Below are 16231 nucleotides of genomic sequence, written 5' to 3'. Positions count from 1 at the left end.
GACATGGCATAAATCCCCTTTGCTTTGATTTTGTTAGCGCTTTAATTATACCAAAGGGATACGGTTTATGCCTTTTTTATTGGCTGAAATATTGAGTTTTCAAGGTTCTAACCTATTTTTAGGTGTGGGAAGTTTTAGTATATTACTAACAAACGAATTTAATTTTTCTTGTGTCATACCTACATACAGCAATCTATGAAAAAAGCCCTAGGCTTTTTCACCTAGAGCTTTCACTTTATTTACGTAATAAATTTCTTACCTCGTCCAGGGGAATCAGTCCTGCTTTCACCTGCGTACTTAATGCCCTGAACACTTCAGTTTGTTCAGCAGTCAAGCGGAACTGTACTTGTTTTGTTACTTCTTCTCCTGTCTTTTTGGGTCTACCTGCTCCCGCTCGTGCACCTCCAGAGTTTGGGCGTGCACCTCCCCATGTTCCTTTTTGTTCTGTCATTATTGCTCACCTCTTTGCAATTACATTACGCCTATGTATATAAAAAACCTCCCTAACAACGTTAGAGAGGTTATTTTCTGTATTGGTGCCGCGGACCGGAATCGAACCGGTACGGGTATCACTACCCGAGGGATTTTAAGTCCCTTGCGTCTGCCAGTTCCGCCACCGCGGCAGACAAACTAAAAAAGAAAATAAAAATGGAGGCGACACCCAGAATCGAACTGGGGATAAAGGTTTTGCAGACCTCTGCCTTACCGCTTGGCTATGTCGCCTTAAAAAATGGAGCGGAAAACGAGATTCGAACTCGCGACCCCCTCCTTGGCAAGGAGGTGCTCTACCACTGAGCTATTTCCGCATATATGGTGCCTCAGCACAGAATCGAACTGTGGACACAAGGATTTTCAGTCCTTTGCTCTACCAACTGAGCTACCGAGGCATGTTTGGCGACCCGGATGGGACTCGAACCCACGACCTCCGCCGTGACAGGGCGGCATTCTAACCAACTGAACCACCGGGCCAAACAACATGTTTATTATAACGCAAAGTTACGTATATGTCAACTACTTTTTTCTACTTTTTTAAAAACTCCATGGTCTCCAGCAAATGCTTCTGCAAATGCTCCGTCAAGAGCTCCAACTTCTTGTCGTCAGGCACCACCGCAGGCACATCAAAGACGTTAGTAGTCAAAGGCAGACCATGCTGCTTCATCTCCGCAAAAATCTCGTTGCGGAAAATGTTGTAGGAAAAATAAATTTGATTACCACCTGCAAAATCGGTGTAATCCAAAAAGATAAAGGAGCCATTGATATAGGGCAGCAAATGCTCCGGAGTAATGAATAGTTCAAAGCCATCCACAGGCTGGGGCAAATCACGCCAAGCGTTCCATCCGTCCATGCCAATACCTGCACCTTCATAGCCCAAACTGCGCATCCTGCTCATATCCATTTCCGCCAGCATGGCAGGCAAATGCTCCCTCAGCTCTTGGAAAAATTTATCCCGTTCCCGCGAAAAATAGCGTTCATCCCTAAAGGTATGCAAGCCCACTGTCTTCACAGGCACATAATCGAAAGTTTCAGATGTATAAGTAATATCAAGACGACAATGGGCAGCTTCATTAACATAGGCAGCAATATTCAGAATCTGTCCTTGTATGCCACTGCCCTGCTCCAGCTTAAAGCCACCTATTTCCTTAGGCAATTCTTTAAGGGGTTCGTAATCCTGCAGACTTTCTTCAATTTCTGTAATACTAGCCTGACCCATTTATGCCTCCCACCGCAACCGCGGTTTTATTTTACGCTTCTTTATCTTGGGGCAGAATCAAATTCAACACTGCTGCCACCAAGAAAACTACTGCTACACAGTTTTCTGCAAAAACATTCTTCACTAAAGCCGGCGCAATCTTAAAAATCGCAGGTGTTTGGGTAAAGCCAATACCAATAGACAACGCCAAAGAGGCAATGGTAATATTGCGATGAGTAGCACCACATTTAGCAATCATCTGCACACCACTAACTACGATGGAGCCAAACATCATCAAAGTGCAACCACCTAGAACAGATTCCGGCAGAGATGCCAAAAGCACGCCCAAAGCAGGGAATAAGCCTGCCATAATCATAATCACAGCACCGCTGGCAATAGCAGAACGATTGACAACCTTTGTCATAGCGATCAAGCCAACGTTTTGGCTAAAGGAAGTAATTGGCATACAGCCAAAAACAGATGCCAAACTGGAAACAAGACCATCACAAGTAATAGAGCCGGAAATCTCCTTTTCTGTAGCTTCACGATTCAAGCCGATGGCGGTCATGGCGGTAGTATCGCCAATTGTTTCCGTCGCAGAAACCATGAAAATCAGGAAGAAAGCAAAAATAGCGCCAGGTTCAAATACCATTTCAAAGGGCATAATAGTAGGAATAGCAATTAAATCTACATTGGACAAACGACTTAAATCAACCATACCCATGAAGGAAGCCACAATATAGCCTACGACCAAACCAAACAGCACAGAAAGCTGCTTATAGAAAGATTTAGCAAAAATATTAAAACCAATGCAGCTTAATAAAGTAATAGTACCTACTAAAATATATTTACCATCACCAAAATTAGGATTGCCAAAGCCTCCGCCAAAAGAGTTAGCGCCTACAGCCAAAAGGCTGAAACCAATGGAAGTTACCACTGTCGCAGCCACAATAGGAGCAATAATGCGGCGCCAATATTTTGCGAACAACCCCAAAACGCCTTCCAAAATACCGCCCACCAGAACTGCACCCATAATACCACCGTAACCGTACTTGCTGCCAATTACGCAGGCAATGGAAACAAAGGTAAAGCTAATACCCATAACTATAGGCAGACCACTGCCAACGCGCCAAATAGGATATAGCTGGATTAAGGTACCAATGCCTGCCACCAACATAGCAGACTGTACCAAAGCGCCACTTTGTTCCACAGGCATTTTAATAACGCCAGCCACAATCAAAATCGGAGCGATATTAGCAACAAACATCGCCAAAATATGCTGCAACCCAAAAGGAACAGCCTTACTTACAGAAATTTTCCCATCTAATTCATAAATTGCATCAGTAACAGCTTTCTTTTCTTGCATACTTCCCTCTTAATCTTCCTGACGGAACTGAATGGTACCCGTTCCAGCGTCCATTTTGTCGATAATTGCCAAGGAGTGCAGATTTACCCCCATTTGACGCAGCTTATCGCCACCGCCTTGGAAACCTTTCTCTACTACCACACCGATACCTTCCACAATACCGCCTGCTTGACGTACGATATCCATCAGGCCTTCCAATGCACAGCCATTAGCCAAAAAGTCATCAATAATCAGCACGTGGTCGCCTTTATTCAAGAATTTTTTGGACACAACTACATCATTGGTTTTGCTATGAGTATAGGAATAGATCTGGGTGAAGTAGACATCCTTATCCATGTTGCTACCGCTAGTCTTTTTGGCAAAAACTACAGGCACACAAAAATACATGGCAGCAACGCAGGCAATACCGATACCGGATGCTTCAATAGTAAGAATTTTATTAATAGGACGATCAGCGAATAAACGCTTAAATTCCTTGCCACATTCCGCAATAAAAGGCACATCGATTTGATGATTCAAGAAACTATCCACCTTGAGCACATTACCGCTTCTAATAACGCCATCCTTGAGAATTTTCTCTTCCAACAATTGCATAAATAAAGCCTCCCCCTTCAGAAAAAATAACCGTTTTTATAGAATTACCGTTAAATTATAAGGTCTATTCTATCACAACGTAAAGAACAGGTAAAGGGAAAATCGTAACTTTTTTGACAGTTCCGTAATTAATGTTCGGGTTTTATGGTGTCTGAATCGTCACACTGCTGCCTACGCCCCCGGCAGTGTGGTTTTTCGTTACGACAACCTTACGCTCTATCATATCCTGTAAATCCTGCACATGGCTAATAATGCCTACCAAGCGACTGCCTTCGCTAAGTCCTTGCAATGTTTGCACCGCCTGCTGCAATGCATCCCCGTCCAAAGAGCCAAAGCCTTCGTCTACAAACATAGTATCCATATGGATACCTCCGGCGTTAGCCTGCACTTCGTCCGCCAAGCCCAGTGCCAAAGCCAAACTTGCCAAAAAGGATTCACCACCGCTTAAAGTTTTAACGCTACGGCTTTTTCCACTATAATGGTCGATAACCTCTAGCTCCAATCCTGTCTTACTGCGTTTATTATCAGCATTTTCCACTGCCTCGCGATGGAGTTCGTACTGACCTTTGGTCATATTAGTCAAACGGATATTAGCCTTGCGAATAATACGGTCAAAATATGTCATCTGGATATAAGTTTCCAAATCAACTCGTTGCTTACCTGTCAAATTGCCATTAACAGTATCGGACAAAGTACGCAACCATTGGTTTTCCGCTTCACAAGCTGACAGTTGCTGTTGAGTTCCGCCTGCTTCCCCTTGGATATCCTTGTTTTTGGCAATATCCGCAAAGACTGCCTTGCAAGCTTTGTCCGCCTCAGTTAATTTTTGCTGCAGCTCTTGTGCCAAAGTTTCCAGTTGTTCATCTCCCTGCGGCACTTGCGCCTGAGCAAGCTGCTCCGTCAAGCTTTGAACGCGTCCGTGCAATTCCTGCAATTCCTTCTCTCTTTGTTGAAGATTTTTTTGCATCCCTTTCAGCTTATTTTCCTGCGCCAAGCGTGCAGCAACCTGTTTTTGCGCTTCATTTACCGCAACACGGCATAAGCCTAGCGCAGAACCGACCTTATTATTAAGTTCTTCAAGACGGTGTGCAGTTTCCTGCTCTTTAATAGCTACAGCTTGATGAATTCCAGTTACAGTTTCTTCGCCTACCAACGCTTTCCCTTGCTCCGCTAGCAAGCTTTGCGCCTCATCTAAATTTCTTCTCTGGTTCACGCCCTCCCCATACAGGCCATCCTTTTTAGCCTTGGCTTGTTCCGCCTCTACCTTCGCCTGCTTCACTTGATTCTCATTCGGTACGTTATGAGCAACAACTGCTAGCCGTGGATGATGCACAGAGCCACAGACGGGGCAAGGAACACCCTCCTCCAGCTTTTGCGCCATAATGCCCGCTTGCGCTCCTAAGAAAGCGACTTCCAAAGCATCCTGTTTTTCACTTAATTTTCTATATTTATCCAGCGCCTGCTTATACGCAGAACGTAATTCATCTAACTTCTTCTGCTGCAATTCTACGCGGACAGCCTGCTCATCCAATGCTTTATAGCTTTTCAAAGTATTTTGCAGTTCTGCCTGCAAGCTTTCCACACCTGCCAGTTTCTGTTGCGCCTTGGTTATTTCCTCGGAAATATTCTTCTCAGCAACTACTGCCACGTTGGCAGGAGCAATTTTAGGAAAGCGCTGTTGCAAATCATTATAGACAGTTTGGACACGCTGCAGTTCCGCCTCTGCGCTCCCCATGCTCTCCAATGTTTTTTCCTCGTCCTCCTGCTGTTTTTGCAGTTGCTCCACTTCAGGCGTAACAAGTTCCACGCGCTTTTGGGCTACAGCCAAATTGTTTGCCAGCTCTTGATAATTTTGTACCACCTGCAGTTTTTCTTTAACGCTGCCCAACTGGGCATCCAAATCATGCTTGCTTTGCTCCATTTCTGCAAGCTTAGCCGTATCCAAAGTCAGAATCTCCTGCAGCAGTTCCATAACTTCCACACTGCGACCTGCATAAGCACTTGCCGCCCATTGGTTCAGCTTAACTCCCTGTTCCGCATATTCCTCCCTACATTTAATGCCGTTAAAGGATTGCGCCAAACTGCGTTTCAATTCTTCCAAACGGCTTTTGTTTTGGTTATAAGCAGTCTTAATCTTTTCTTGCACATCCTTATAAAAATACGTATGGAAAAGCTTGCTGAAAATAGCGCGACGTTTTTCCGTATCTGTTTCCAAAAGCTCGCGGAAACGTCCCTGGGCAATCATGGCAATCTGCACGAACTGTTGGTAGTTCAACCCTAAAAGCTCCACTATGGCAGGCGTTACGGCACTCATTTTCGTTACCGGCGCCCTATCGTCAGGATATTCCAAAATAGCTGCCGCCTTTTCCGTAGTCATGCCACCGCCGCGCTTAGCAGGACGCTCGTACTCCGGATTACGCCTAACAACGTACTCTTGCTCATTATACTTAAAGGTCAGCTCCACAAAAGTGGGCGTATCCCCATCGGCGTACTGACTGCGCAACATTTTGCCATCACGGGAACCGCCGCTTGTTTCGCCATACAAAGCATAGGTCAGAGCATCAAAAAGCATGGTTTTGCCTGCACCGGTATCACCGGTAATCAAGTACAGCCCTTGCTCGCCCAAAAAGGTAAAATCTATTTCCGTACGTCCGGCATAAGGGCCGAAAGCGCTAATCACCAAGCGAAGAGGCTTCATTGTTCACCCTCCAATCTCTCCAACAAATCCTGTACAAACTGCTTTTGTGCATCATTTAGCTCTTGATTGTTCTGCAAAGCGTAAAACTCGCTAATAAGCTCTAAACTGCTTTTCTGCTCCACTGCCTCCGCAGCCTCCACCTGACCTGTCATACGGGTGCGGGCATTGTCGTATTCCAACTGCAGTAAATTTTTGTAGACGGAACGCAGCTTTTGCACTGCATCAGGCACATCGAACTCATCCGTCAGAGTAATATGGTAAAAATCCTTTAGCTGTTCATTTTCATCCATGGGAAAATCTTTATAAAAGCTTTTGCTAAACACTTCCGCATAAGTACCGCGCACCTTGTGCAGCTCCCGTAGGGGAACTAAAGGAAGCAGACGCACCTTTACGTCGCCTTTAGCACCCAGTTCTACTACGGTTACGCTTTTTTCTTGTTTCCATTCGGAGAAGGAATATTTCAATGGCGTACCGCAGTAACGGATGCGCTCGCTGCCAACGTTCTGGGGACTGTGGATATGTCCCAAGGCAACATAGTCAAAGTCTTTGAAGACTTCCGCACCAATATTATCCAGACCGCCTACATTAACTGCCTCACTATCGCACATTTGGGCGCCTGTAACAAATTGGTGGCACACCAACACATTGCGCTCCGTAGTGTCCACCGCCATCAGCTCCACTGCCTTGGCTACAGCTGTATGGTAGGAAGTTATTTCTTCCGCCATTGCTTCAGGCAAGGCATGGCGCACTAAGGCAGGCTTAACGAAGGGCAACAGATAGATGTTTACCGGTCCGAACTCGTCCTGCAGCACTACAGGCTTGCTTTCCGCCCTGTAGCAGGCACCCACATGGACACCGCTGTGCTGCAAAAGGCGGGCACCGAAATCAAGTCGTTCCGCAGAATCATGGTTGCCGCTAATCATGCACACGGGTACTTTGGCAGATGCCAGTTTCGTTAAAAAATCATCACACAACTGCACTGCTTCCGTAGTTGGGATGCTCTTATCATAAATATCCCCAGCCAACAACACTGCATCAGGCTGTTCTTTTGCCACCAGCTGCAGGATTTGCTCTAAAATATATTTTTGATCCTCAATAAGGGGATACTCATTAAGGCGTTTGCCTAAATGCAAATCGGACAAATGCAACAGCTTCATAATCAGTCCTCCTTGTACAGACTGCGCAGCAATTTGATTTCCGCAGCGTAACCGGGCAGTTCATTGGGTGTTTCCAAATAAAAGGGTAAATGACGTAACGCAGGATGATTCGTCACCGCAGCCAGCGCTTCCAAACCGATATTGCCTGCACCAATACAAGCGTGGCGATCCTTATGGCTACCCAAAACATTCATACTGTCATTCATGTGGATAGCACGCAAACGTTCCAAGCCGATGACCTTGTCAAATTGCTCCAGAACACCGTCCAAATCATTGACGATGTCATAACCGCCGTCAAAAATATGACAAGTGTCCAAGCATACGCCCATATATTCGTTAAGCTGTACCTTATCAATAATAGCTGCTAATTCTTCAAAACTACGTCCCACTTCGGAGCCTTTGCCTGCCATCGTTTCCAAAAGTACAGTAGTATGCAGGCCGCGATGCAGCACACTGTTGAGCATGTCTGCAATCTTGGCAATGCCAACTTCCGCCCCCTGTTTAACATGGCTACCTGGATGGAAATTATAGAGATTTCCCGGTACGTGCTCCAGCATCGCCAAATCACCTTCCATGACCATGTGGGCAAACTCCACCAGATTGGGCGCAGCAGCACAAGGATTCATAGTGTAAGGAGCGTGCGCTAAAAGCGGAGCAAAATTGTGCTCCGCACATAAAGCGTTCAACGCTGCAGTATCCGCTGGGTCAACAGCCTTCGCCTTACCCCCGCGGGGATTGCGGGTAAAGAATTGGAAAGTGTCCGCGCCAATGGACAGGGCAGTTTTGCCCATGGCTAAAAAGCCTTTAGCAGAAGATAAATGACAACCTATATGTAACATAATAAATGCTCCTTTGCAAAGTATATTCTACTTAATAATATACAGCCCCTGACACTCCTTGTCAAAGAAACAAAAGCATAAGCACCACATAAAAAACTTGGTCTAATCCGAAAAAAAAGGCTTGCCAAACGCAAGAAAACCTGCTATAATTTTTCTTGTTCTTATGAACGGTTACTCCGGGATGGTGTAATGGTAGCACAAGTGACTCTGGATCATTCGGTCTGGGTTCGAGTCCTAGTCCCGGAGCCAATATGGCGCCATGGTCAAGCGGCTAAGACGTCGCCCTCTCAAGGCGAAATCCGGGGTTCGATTCCCCGTGGCGCTACCACGAAAACTCAACTCCAAGCAAAACTGCTTGGAGTTTTTTGTTAACTACGCAAGGAGGCTTTGTATGCATCAATACTTGTTTTTCATTGGCGATTTCCCCGTGCGCATGTACGGACTTGTTTTATGTATGGCCATCTTCCTCGCTACGGGCACTGCTTACTTTTTGGCAAAGCAGGACGGCCGTTGGCATGAACATGTAGTGGATATCGGTATCTACGGTGGTTTTGCCGGACTTATCGGCGGACGCTTGTGGGATGTGTTCTTCTTCGACTGGGAATACTACAGCGAGCATTTGCTGGAAATCCCCTACGTATGGCAGGGAGGCATGGCAGTGCAGGGCGGTATGCTGGCAGGCACTTTAGCAGGCATTGCCTACTGCAAAATGCACAAAATTGACTGGCTCGCCTTCGGCGATATCGTCGTTCCTTCTTTAGTAATTGGCCAAGCCATCGGCCGTATGGCCAACCTGCTCAACGGCGATGCCTTCGGCACCCCTACCGGTGGCAACTTCGGCATTCTCTATCCAGAAGGTACTTTGGCTTATAAAACCTACGGTGCTACACCCCTATGGCCTGCAGAAGTATGGGAAGGACAGCTGGATGTAGTTATCTTCGTCCTACTGCTCTTGTTCCGCTGCACCAACCACGCCCGCGGTCAAGCTCTGTGCCTCTACCCCATGCTTTACTCCGTAGTACGTTTCTTCTTGGAAATGCTCCGTGGCGACTACGCTGAACCGTGGATGTTCGGTCTGAAAAGTGCCCAAGCAACCAGCCTTGGCTTCTTCCTCTTCGGCCTAGTCTGCTTTATCTACTGCGGTTGGGCAGAAAAGCACAAAGCAGCGCCCCAAGCCAAGCGCAATAAAAAATAGAAAAACTTGCAAAAAAGCTGTTGACAAATCAGCGTTATTCCGCTATAATATCAATGTTGCTTAACCAAGCAGCCGAATGGCCTCGTAGCTCAGCTGGATAGAGCGTTTGACTACGAATCAAAAGGTCGCAGGTTCGAGTCCTGCCGAGGTCACCATTATGAAAATAGCACCGCAACTTCCGTTGCGGTGTTTTTGTTTTTTATACGAAAAGTAAAGGCGGAGACAACAGTAGTCATTGTTGCCATATCCCTAGACGAATCATTGCGATTTTAGCTCATGAGTGCTTAGAATCACAGAAGTGAAGCGAACTGAGAAATACCTTGTTTTTCGAACAAGATCGGCCGCGAACCTTCGTCGTGATTCTGCACGGAATGAGCGTTAAGAAATCGCACGTGAGTTGGGATATGGCAACATGACTATATATTGTGTCTCCGCCTCTTTTATTTACCCAATATTTCGTCGTTATCTTCCCCAAGACGTGGTGCACGCTTACGCAGGGACGCAGGCGTTTTGCTCAGCTTCATGGCAAAGCCAAGCTGCTTGTATTCGCCCAGTTCCTCGTCTTCCACCTTGAGCACCATCTCATTAGCAACGGTCTGCTCCGCTGCCACAGCCTCAGCAAAATTCAAGACAGGCGTAACGCAGGTATCCTTGCCTGCCAAGTATTCCGTCCACTCCGCCATAGTGCGTTTAGCGAACTCCAGCTGCAGCTGCTGCGCCAAATATGGGTGATTCTTCGTATCGTCCACCAAATCAACCATATCCGCGCGCTCTAACGCTTGGCACAGATTTGTCCAAAACTTCTTCTCCAAGCAGCCCACGGAAACGTAACGATGATCCTTAGTTTCATAAATATTATAGTTGGCATTGGCGCCCGTCAGCCAATTATTGCCACGCTCCGCCACAAAGCCACTGCCAAAATACAGGCTGGCAGCCCCAGGCATCATGGTCATAGCCACATTGTACAGGGAAATGTCAATCTCCTGCCCTTCCCCCGTCATTTGGGCGTGGCGCAATGCAATCATAATCGCCATGCCTGCCGCCATAGAAGCGTTCATATCCGCCATTAGTACACCGGGAATCGCAGGCTTACCCCCTGCTTCCCCGCTCATAGCGGTAATGCCTGCTAAGCTTACGTAGCCAATATCGTGGTCCGCCTGTTTTGCTAGCGGACCTTTACTACCATAACCACTGAGGGAACAATAAATAATTTTAGGATTAACCTTGCTTGCTACCGCATAATCCACGCCCAGTTTTTTTAGCACACCGGGACGATAGCTTTCCACAACCACATCCGCTGTTTCCACCAACTTCAAGAAGGCAGCACGCCCTTCGTCGCTTTTCAAATCGATGGTTATGCTCTTTTTGTTGCGGTTCAGTTGCAGGTGCCAATAGCCAAAGTCCTTGAGAAAAGGCGGAAAACTGCGGGAATAATCACCGCGGCCGGGCTCCTCAATCTTAATAACCTCCGCCCCAAAATCAGCCAAAAGCATGGTGCAGTACGGACCGGGTAAAAGCCTGGACATATCCAAGACTCGGATACCTTCTAAAGCAAGCATGGTTATCCCTCCCTGCTAGACAACTTGGAAAATATAGAATTTAAGATAATAAGTTTCCGGAACATTCCACAGCACCGGATGGTCAGGCGCTTGTTGGCGCGCCTCGATTTGGCGCAAAGACACATTGGCATCCTTGGCTGCATCTTTCAGCATTTGTACAAAAAGTTCTTCCTTCATAAAATGAGAGCAGGAACAGGTTGCCAAATAGCCACCGCGAGGTAATAACTTCATCGCTTTGAGATTGATTTCCTTATAACCGCGAATAGCGTTCTTCACCGTGCTACCGGATTTAGTGAAGGCAGGCGGGTCCAGAATAATGAAATCGTACTCATGGGAATGGTTATTGAACAGCTCGCTGAGCAAATCAAAGACATTGGCCTGCAAGCCTTTCATGACGTGGTCATAGCCATTGATTTTGGCATTATGGTCTGCCATCTGCACAGCTTCGGCGCTAATATCCACCGCAGTAACGGAAGCAGCACCACCTTGAGCCGCATTTAAAGCAAAGCTGCCCGTATGGGTAAAGCAGTCCAAAACATGACGTCCCTTGGCAATCTTCGCTACAGCCTGACGATTATATTTTTGGTCCAGGAAGAAACCTGTCTTCTGACCGTTCTCTACATCCACAGTATATTTGATACCGTTTTCTACAATCTCCGTAGTTACAGGCCCATGTTCAGGCAATTGAGGGCTGTCGAACCAGTTCTTGCCTTCCTCCATGCCTTCCAACAGACGGATTTTTACATCATTACGCTCGAACAGACCGCGAATGTTCTGCCCCATTTCCTTTAAAATTTTAATTAGCAGTTCAAAAATCATCTGCTTGCGCACTTCAATACCCAAACTTAAAGTTTGCGTTACTAAAAGGTCGTTGAAACGGTCCACAGTCAAACCGGGGAATTGGTCCGCCTCGCCAAAAATCAAACGGCAGCATTGGAAGTCCTGCTCGCCCATAACGGTACGGCGGTACTCCAAAGCGTAGCGCAGACGGCGCTCCCAAAAGGCTTCGTCAAATTTATCATTAGTATTGGTAGAGATAATGCGAACACGGATTTTAGATGTATCGTTCACAAAACCTGTGCCGATATATTTACCCTTCGCCGTTACTACATCAACAAGATCACCATTGGCATAAGCACCTTCAACCTTGGTTACTTCTTCGCCAAAGACCCAGGGATGCCCATTTTTAGCAGCCCTTTCTCCCTTCGGAGTCACAAAAAATTTCGCATATTTGCGCATAAGACACCTCCTGATTTATTACCTTTAGTATAGCACATCGCCCCACCCCTGTACAGACACAAGAAAAGGCCCGCCCTTACGGACGGACCTTAACAGTACGGCTAAACAGTTATTAGAATGCAGGAACAACTGCGCCTTTGTATTTTTCTTCGATGAATTTCTTAACTTCAGGAGATTGCAGAGCTTTCATCAGCTTAACGATTTCCGGACGTTTTTCGTCGCCTTTGCGAACAGCAACGATGTTAGCATAGGGAGATTCTTTAGGTTCGGTGAACAGGGAGTCTTTAACCGGGTTCATCTTAGCTTCCATAGCGAAGTTGGAGTTGATTACGGACAAATCAGTATCGTCCATGGAACGAGGCAGCAGAGCAGCTTCGATTTCAACAATTTGCAGTTTTTTGTCGTTGCCGGTGATATCGCCAACGGTAGCTTTAACGCCAACGCCGTCTTTCAGTTTCAGCAGTTTAGCACTTTCCAGCAGAGCCAAGGCACGACCTGCGTTGGAAGGATCGTTAGGAATAGCAATCTTAGCGCCGTTAGGAATATCTTTCAGCTCTTTAATTTTCTTGGAGTAGATACCCATGGGCTCGATATGAACTTTGCCTGCGGAAATCAAGGGCATTTTGCGTTCGGTTGCAAAGGTGTCCAGATAAGGTTCATGTTGGAAGAAGTTAGCATCCAACTCTTTATCGTTCAAAGCCATGTTGGGTTTTACATAATCGCTGAATTCGATTACTTGCATATCAACGCCGTCTTTAGCCAGACCAGCTTTGATGTGGTTAAGAATTTCAGCATGGGGAACTGCAGTTGCACCAACTTTAATGGTAACCTTTTTACCATCAGCAGGAGCAGCTTTTTTGTCACCGCCGCAGCCTGCTGCAACAACAGCAATGCTCAGCAGAGCTAACATAGCTACTAATAATTTTTTCATTATACATTCACTCCTTCTTTTTACTCTAACACATCTTGTAGAGACCATAACAAAGGATATATTAACCTAGTTATTTTGTCAATATTTACATTAGAAAAAAATAGAGCCAACATAAATTAGCTCTATTTTTGTAAATTTTGTTACTCTTTGCTATATTTTGCAATACCAACTTTGTAGAAGTCGTTGCCTTCAGCATCAATGCAGACGATAGCAGGGAAGTCTTTAACTTCGTAACGACGGATTGCTTCCGGCCCCAAATCTTCATAAGCGATCATGGTCTCGCTTTTAATAGATTGGGAAATAACTGCTGCCGCACCACCCACAGCTACAAAGTAAACAGCTCCGTATTTAACGCAGGCATCAATAACTTCCTGGCTGCGCAAGCCTTTGCCAATCATACCACGCATACCTTGTTCAATCATAGTAGGAGTATATTTATCCATACGGCCGCTGGTAGTAGGGCCTGCGCTGCCTACGATTTCGCCCGGTTTGGCAGGAGTAGGACCAACGTAGTAAATAATATTGTTGTGCAAATCCAAAGGCAGTTTTTCCCCACGTCCCAATGCTTCATAAAGGCGTTTATGAGCAGCATCGCGGGCAGTGTAGATATAACCGCTAATGCGTACTACATCGCCTGCATGCAGATCTTTAATGGTTTCAGCCGTCAGAGGCGCTTGAATATATTTAACAGTTGCTTGTTCACTCATTTCCACAACCTCCTTACAGCTCTGCTTCCGCACTACGTGCTTGGTGACAGTTCAGGTTAACTGCGCACGGCATACCGCCAATGTGGGTATGGGTAAATTCTACGTTGACAGCCAAGGCAGTAGTGCTACCGCCCAAACCGCTGGGACCAACGCCGGTCTTGTTCACCAATTCCAATAATTCTTCTTCCAAAGCAGCATAGCGGGCATCAGCGTTGTGTTCGCCGCAGGTACGGGTTAAAGCGTACTTAGCCAAGATAGCTGCTTGTTCCATGTTGCCACCAATGCCGACGCCGACAGTAATGGGCGGACAGGGATTGGGACCTGCAGCACGTACAGTATCTACCACAAATTTCTTAATGCCTTCCACGCCATCAGCAGGTTTCAGCATCTTCAAAGCACCCATGTTCTCGCTGCCACAGCCTTTAGGGCATACAACCATTTTTACTTTGTCACCGGGAACAATCTTGGTGTGGATGATGGCAGGAGTGTTATCACCACTGTTCTTGCGGTCAAAAACAGGGTCGCCTACGGAAGATTTACGCAGATAGCCATCAGTATAGCCTTTGGCTACGCCTGCATGGATAGCGTCGTACAAATCGCCGCCAACAAAATGTACTTCTTGGCCAATCTCTAAGAAAACAACGGTCAGACCGGTGTCTTGGCACAGAGCCACGCCCTTTTTAGCAGCTAATTCGTAGTTTTCTACCAAAGTATTTAAAATTTCACGACCTAAGGGAGATTCTTCAGTTTTAATAGCAGCTTGAATCTTTTCTTTTACAGCTTCAGGCAGATAGCAGCAGGATTCGATGCATAATTTTGCAACAGTATTAGTGATTTCGCTTACGTTAATTTCTCTCATGATTGTCCTCCTTAACGGGCAAGACGTTTAGCAGTGTTAGCTCTTACAACCTCGGGGTCTACGATTTTACGCGCCAGACCGGTTTCAATAGCAACCTTAGCTACAGCGGCAGCTACAGCAGGTGCTACGCGGGGATCGAAAGCATTGGGAACTACGTAATCTTCACGCAGATCCTTTTCGTCAATCAGATTAGCAATGGCAAAAACTGCAGCAACCTTCATTTCTTCGGTAATAGCGCGGGCACGTACATCAATAGCGCCACGGAATACGCCGGGGAATACGGTAACATTGTTAACTTGGTTCGGTCTATCGCTGCGGCCGGTGCCTGCAACAGTTACGCCTGCTTCCTTAGCCGCATCATAGCTAGTTTCCGGAACGGGGTTAGCCAAAGCAAAAACGATGTTTTTCTCAGCCATACTTTGCATAATTTCTTTAGTGAAAACATTGGGAGCGGAAGCGCCAATCAGAACATCGGCACCTTTGGCCGCATCAGCAAGAGTGCCTTGTTTATGTTCTTTATTGGTGTGTTGCGCCAAGAACGCTTGCACACGGTCCAGTTTTTGGTCAATACCTTCGTAGAGAATACCCCAACGGTCAACCATGGTTACATCTTGTGCACCCATACTTACCAACAAACGGCCAATGGCGCTACCTGCAGCACCGCAACCATTAACTACGAATTTGGCAGTACGGAAATCCTTCTTCAAATAACGCAGACCGCCCAATACTGCGCTCAAGCAAGCAATGGCAGTACCATGTTGGTCATCATGGAAAACAGGAATATCAGAAATTTCTTTCAGTCTGTCTTCGATGTCATAGCATTTGGGAGAAGAAATATCTTCCAAGTTAATGCCTGCATAGTTAGGTTCTAACAGTTTTACAGTGCGGATAAATTCTTCCGGATCTTTGGTATCAATGCAAACAGGAACAGCGTCTACATCGCCAAAGGTTTTAAACAATGCAGCTTTGCCTTCCATTACGGGAATAGCGGCTTCCGGGCCGATATCGCCCAAGCCCAGTACACGAGTGCCGTCGGTGCAGATAGCAACCATGTTGCCACGGCAGGTATATTCAAAAGAAAGGTTCTTGTCTTCTTTAATGTCTTTGCAAGGTTCTGCAACACCCGGGGTGTATGCAACAGCCAAATCATGGCGACTAGCAATAGGGACTTTGCTAACTACAGCAATTTTGCCATTATTTTCTAAATGCAATTTTAAAGCTTCTTCACGCAGTGTCATTGTCATACAATTTGCCTCCAATTGGTGTTATTTAGTATACGCTAATTATATATGAACCATACCAATATTGCAAGCAAAATCAATGTGAAATGGAGCATCTGCGCAATTTATTTTTGAAAAATTTATGAGAAAAGGCATCTTAGCATATAAAAAAGCGAG

14 protein-coding genes and 8 tRNA genes are annotated in these 16231 nt (G+C 46.1%); 4 read left to right on the top strand and 18 right to left on the bottom strand.

Annotated elements, in window-relative coordinates; translation table 11 throughout:
• Positions 1-235 precede the first annotated feature (235 nt).
• From ACJMM4_RS00330 to ACJMM4_RS00275, 12 genes are all read right to left on the bottom strand, one after another.
• Positions 236-451, bottom strand: a complete 216-nt coding sequence (locus ACJMM4_RS00330; RefSeq protein WP_405382495.1) for a hypothetical protein — start codon at positions 449-451, stop codon at positions 236-238.
• Positions 452-534: 83 nt separating this feature from the next.
• Positions 535-623, bottom strand: a tRNA-Leu gene (locus ACJMM4_RS00325).
• Between the two features lie 26 nt (positions 624-649).
• Positions 650-723, bottom strand: a tRNA-Cys gene (locus ACJMM4_RS00320).
• Between the two features lie 8 nt (positions 724-731).
• Positions 732-806: transfer RNA gene (locus ACJMM4_RS00315), tRNA-Gly, on the bottom strand.
• Between the two features lie 5 nt (positions 807-811).
• A tRNA-Phe gene (locus ACJMM4_RS00310) sits at positions 812-887 on the bottom strand.
• A 5-nt stretch (positions 888-892) separates the two neighbouring features.
• Positions 893-969, bottom strand: a tRNA-Asp gene (locus ACJMM4_RS00305).
• Between the two features lie 52 nt (positions 970-1021).
• Positions 1022-1711 carry a hypothetical protein gene (locus ACJMM4_RS00300; protein WP_405382493.1) on the bottom strand — a complete coding sequence of 230 codons (690 nt, stop codon included), beginning with the start codon at positions 1709-1711 and terminating at the stop codon, positions 1022-1024.
• Between the two features lie 31 nt (positions 1712-1742).
• Entirely contained in the window at positions 1743-3056 is a 1314-nt protein-coding gene (locus ACJMM4_RS00295) for a uracil-xanthine permease family protein (protein WP_405382492.1), read from the bottom strand.
• A gap of 9 nt (positions 3057-3065) precedes the next feature.
• A complete protein-coding gene (locus tag ACJMM4_RS00290; protein WP_405379734.1) occupies positions 3066-3650 on the bottom strand; it encodes a xanthine phosphoribosyltransferase in 585 nt (194 codons plus the stop codon).
• 142 nt (positions 3651-3792) lie between these two features.
• Positions 3793-6348, bottom strand: coding sequence for an AAA family ATPase (locus ACJMM4_RS00285; RefSeq protein ID WP_405382490.1), 2556 nt, complete (start codon positions 6346-6348; stop codon positions 3793-3795).
• A complete protein-coding gene (locus ACJMM4_RS00280; RefSeq protein WP_405379738.1) occupies positions 6345-7505 on the bottom strand; it encodes an exonuclease SbcCD subunit D in 1161 nt (386 codons plus the stop codon). Before ACJMM4_RS00280 ends, ACJMM4_RS00285 begins: the two co-directional genes overlap by 4 nt.
• Positions 7506-7507: 2 nt before the next feature.
• On the bottom strand, positions 7508-8344 hold the full coding sequence (locus ACJMM4_RS00275) for a deoxyribonuclease IV (RefSeq protein ID WP_405379740.1): 837 nt from the start codon (positions 8342-8344) through the stop codon (positions 7508-7510).
• A 175-nt stretch (positions 8345-8519) separates the two neighbouring features.
• On the opposite strand from ACJMM4_RS00275, the gene ACJMM4_RS00270 reads away from it, so the two are divergent.
• The 4 genes from ACJMM4_RS00270 (at position 8520) to ACJMM4_RS00255 (ending at position 9694) form a co-directional block, all read left to right on the top strand.
• Positions 8520-8593 (top strand) — tRNA-Gln (locus ACJMM4_RS00270).
• A 4-nt stretch (positions 8594-8597) separates the two neighbouring features.
• Positions 8598-8672: transfer RNA gene (locus tag ACJMM4_RS00265), tRNA-Glu, on the top strand.
• A gap of 63 nt (positions 8673-8735) precedes the next feature.
• Entirely contained in the window at positions 8736-9539 is an 804-nt protein-coding gene (gene lgt / locus ACJMM4_RS00260) for a prolipoprotein diacylglyceryl transferase (RefSeq protein ID WP_405379742.1), read from the top strand.
• A 78-nt stretch (positions 9540-9617) separates the two neighbouring features.
• Positions 9618-9694, top strand: a tRNA-Arg gene (locus ACJMM4_RS00255).
• Between the two features lie 285 nt (positions 9695-9979).
• Here the strand turns inward: ACJMM4_RS00255 and ACJMM4_RS00250 are convergent.
• The 6 genes from ACJMM4_RS00250 to ACJMM4_RS00225 form a co-directional block, all read right to left on the bottom strand.
• Positions 9980-11098: a CaiB/BaiF CoA transferase family protein gene (locus ACJMM4_RS00250; RefSeq protein ID WP_405379744.1), complete on the bottom strand. Its 1119-nt coding sequence runs from the start codon at positions 11096-11098 to the stop codon at positions 9980-9982.
• 15 nt (positions 11099-11113) lie between these two features.
• Entirely contained in the window at positions 11114-12337 is a 1224-nt protein-coding gene (locus ACJMM4_RS00245; RefSeq protein ID WP_405379746.1) for a class I SAM-dependent rRNA methyltransferase, read from the bottom strand.
• 112 nt (positions 12338-12449) lie between these two features.
• Entirely contained in the window at positions 12450-13268 is an 819-nt protein-coding gene (locus tag ACJMM4_RS00240) for a MetQ/NlpA family ABC transporter substrate-binding protein (RefSeq protein ID WP_405379748.1), read from the bottom strand.
• Positions 13269-13408: 140 nt separating this feature from the next.
• On the bottom strand, positions 13409-13975 hold the full coding sequence (locus ACJMM4_RS00235; RefSeq protein WP_405382488.1) for a Fe-S-containing hydro-lyase: 567 nt from the start codon (positions 13973-13975) through the stop codon (positions 13409-13411).
• Positions 13976-13988: 13 nt separating this feature from the next.
• Positions 13989-14834, bottom strand: coding sequence for a fumarate hydratase (locus ACJMM4_RS00230; protein WP_405382486.1), 846 nt, complete (start codon positions 14832-14834; stop codon positions 13989-13991).
• 11 nt (positions 14835-14845) lie between these two features.
• Positions 14846-16072: an NADP-dependent malic enzyme gene (locus ACJMM4_RS00225; RefSeq protein WP_405382497.1), complete on the bottom strand. Its 1227-nt coding sequence runs from the start codon at positions 16070-16072 to the stop codon at positions 14846-14848.
• Positions 16073-16231 lie beyond the last annotated feature (159 nt).

This window comes from Phascolarctobacterium sp., from assembly GCF_045124115.1.
Taxonomy (GTDB): Bacteria; Bacillota; Negativicutes; order Acidaminococcales; family Acidaminococcaceae; genus Phascolarctobacterium_A.
This window is presented reverse-complemented; position numbering and strand designations above follow the sequence as displayed.